Annotated in this window: 1 protein-coding gene and 2 pseudogenes; all 3 read left to right on the top strand. The window is 77.9% G+C overall.

What is annotated here, in order from left to right:
• Positions 1–660: 660 nt before the first annotated feature.
• Positions 661–984 (top strand): annotated as a pseudogene (locus SSQG_RS43900) (hypothetical protein); the annotation flags it as partial.
• Positions 985–1,052: 68 nt separating this feature from the next.
• Positions 1,053–1,481: pseudogene (locus SSQG_RS43905) on the top strand (polyketide synthase dehydratase domain-containing protein); the annotation flags it as partial.
• A 718-nt stretch (positions 1,482–2,199) separates the two neighbouring features.
• Positions 2,200–2,995: KR domain-containing protein (locus SSQG_RS41305; RefSeq protein WP_039931942.1), on the top strand; the 796-nt coding region annotated here is incomplete at its 3' end.

A 2,995-nucleotide genomic window follows, 5' to 3' on the forward strand; every position in this document is an offset into this window, starting at 1 on the left:
CGTCGGTGTGGGTGCGGGCCACGGCGGACGAGGTTCCGTGCCGTGCTGTCCGGCCCGGACGCGGCCGGCGTCGCCGTCGCCGCGATCGACGAGCCGGGCACGACGGTCGTCTCCGGCGATGCCGGGGCCGTCGCCCGGTTCGCCGCGCACTGGCGCGCGAGCGGCAGGGCGACGGGCGACCCGCGACCCGCGCGGTTGCTCGCGCCGGGGGCGGCAGCCGCGGCGGAGGCGGAACTCCGGGCAGTCGTCGAACGGTTGACGTTCCATGAACCCGAGGTGCCCGTCGTGTCCACGGTGACCGGTCGGCCGGTGGACCCGGCCGAGCTGCGGACCGCCGAGCACTGGCTGGAGCACCTGCGCGGCCCGGCACGCTTCCTGGACGCGGTGCGCCACCTGCGGACGGACGGTGTGACACGGCTGGTCGGGCTGGACCTGTCGGCCGACCTCACCGGACGGGCCGGCCGCTGTGCCACCGGCTTCGGCGAGCCGGGCAGGCCGCTGCTGCTGACCGGTGTGCCGGGCGGCGGACAGCCCGCCGAGCAGGCACTGCTGTCGGCCCTCGGGGACCTGCACGCCGACGGCGTCGACATCGACTGGTCCCCGGCCTTCGACGGCCGGGACGCGCGCCGGGTCGACCTGCCGACGTATCCCTACCAGAAGGTGCGCTGCTGGCTGGTTCCGCCCGAGCCGCAGACGCCCGGGCCTGCTGCCGCGCCACCGCATCCGCTGCTGGGCACCGCCCTGGATCTGGTGGACGCCCCGGGCCGGTCGTTCCCGCAGCAGCTGTCGCCGGGGCAGGTGGCGGGCGTGTTCGGGCAGCGCCTGCACGGCACGCCGGTGCTGCCGGCCGGGGCCCGGCTGGAGTGGTTGCTGGCGGCGGCCCGTCACGGGTCCGGCGACTCGGCCTGGACACTGACCGACCTGCGTCTGCCCGGCACGGTGAGCGCCGCTTCCGGCACGCCGGTCACGCTGCAGACCATCCGTGAGGACGGCGGCGACGGGGTGCGGGTGCGGACCTTCGTCAAGGAGCAGGGCCCGGACGGCGACGGCCGGTGGGCCGAGCGGGCTGCGCGACGGCCGTCCCGGACCGCCCCGGACCGCGCCCGACCGGATCGAACCGGAGTCACTTGCACGCGGGTCTCACCGAGCTGGACGTCGCGGAGGCGTACCGGACGCTGTGGCGGCAGGGCCACGCGTACGGGGAGCCGCTGCGGGTGCTGGAGCGTGTGTGGCTCGGCGGCGACAAGGCCGTGGCCCTGGTCGGCACGGCCGATGTGCCGGCGGGCCCGGCCGGCTCCTGGGGGCGGTGGGCCGCTGTGCTCGAAGGGGCCGTTCAGCTCGCGGCGCTGTCCGGCTCCGGCCCGCGCACGGTGGTGTCCGCGGACCGGCTCGAGGTGTCCGGACCGCCCTCCGAGGCGCTGTGGCTGCGGGTGCGGCACGGCACGGACGGGGCGGCCGACGTCGTCCTGCTGTCCGAGGAGGGCACCCGCGTGGCGGCCGTGACGGGGCTGCGGCTGCGGCCGCTCACGGGTGCCGCGGCGGCACGGCTGGCCGAGGCCCCGCTGGAGCGGCACGAAGTGGTGTGGCACGCCCTCGCGGAGGACGGCCGCCCGGCCACCGTCGGTGGCGGGAGCGGCAGTTGGCTGGTGTTCAGCGAAGCCCCGGAGCGAGCCGCGGCGTGGTGCGGTGAACTGGCCCTGCTCGGCGTCCCGGCGCTCGCGCTGGCCGGTGAGGACGCCGGGGGCCGGGACGGCACGGAGACCGTGCCGGTCGGCACCGGCGACCCGGACGTCGTACGGAAGACGTTCGCGGAACTGCGGGAGCGGGGCGTCACGGTGGCCGGGCTTCTCGTCGACGACGCGGGCCACGGGCAGGAGAGCGCCTCGGAGGAGCTCCCCGGCTCGGACGACCCGCTGGACGCCGCGTGCCGCCGGGGCGGCCGGACGCTGGCGCTGCTGCGGGGGTTCCTCCAGGAGTACGCGGGGCAGGCGGAGCAGGCGCCGCGGATCGTGCTCTGCTCGGCGGGCGCGGCGACCGGTCTCGCGGGCGGTTCACCGCGCCCGGCACAGGCACCGTTGTCGGCGCTGTTCACGTCGCTGGTGTGGGAGCACCCGCACCTGCCGTGCGCGCAGGTCGATCTCGACCCCGAGGAGGGGCCGCCCTCGGTGGCGGACCTGCTCGGGACCTTGCTCGGGGCAGGTGACCGCGGCCTCCGGGCGCGGGGCGGGCTGGGCCCGGGCGGGGCGGGCGCTGGTTCGAAGGCCCGTCTGGAAAGGGCGGCCGGTCCCGGTCGGCGGCGGAGCACGGCCCGCGCTGCGGCCGGACGCCACGTACCTGGTCGCCGGCGGCGACGCCCGGCACGCGGCGGTGGCGCTGGAGTGGCTGGCCGCGCGAGGGGCCCGCTCGGTCGTGCTGGCGGGTGCGCAGCCCCTGCCGGACGACGTGCTCGGCGACCTCCCGGAACGGTTCGAGCGGTGCGAGCAGGCGACCGTGGACCTGGCGTCGGCGGACGGGGTGGAACGCCTCGCCGGGTTGCTGGCCGACGGCCGGCCGCCGCTGCGGGGTGTGCTGTCGCTGCCGCGGCAGGGCGCGGACGGACGCCTGGAGGACCTGGACGGGCCGCGGTTCGGCGCCGCGCTCGCCGAAGCCCTGCGGGGTCCCGTGGAGCTGACGCGGCGGTTCGCGGACGGCCTGGACTTCTTCGTGCTGTCCACGTCGGTCACCTCGCTGCCCGGCCGGTCCGCAACGGTCGTCGGCTCGGCTGCCGACGCGTTCCTGACCGCACTGGCCGCTCACCGGCGGGCGGCAGGCCTGCCGGTGGTCGCGGCGGCCTGGGGGCCGTGGCTGGATGCCGCCGACGAGGCGCCGGAGACGGCCACCGCGTTCGCCGGGGCCGGGGTGTACGCGGCGCCCGGCGGAGAGGTGCTGGACGCGCTGCTCGCGCTGCCGGTCGCCGGGGGCGCCGGTGGTGCGGGCGTGGCAGGCGTTGCCCGGG

Source organism: Streptomyces viridochromogenes DSM 40736 (assembly GCF_000158955.1).
GTDB classification, from domain to species: Bacteria; Actinomycetota; Actinomycetes; order Streptomycetales; family Streptomycetaceae; genus Streptomyces; species Streptomyces venetus.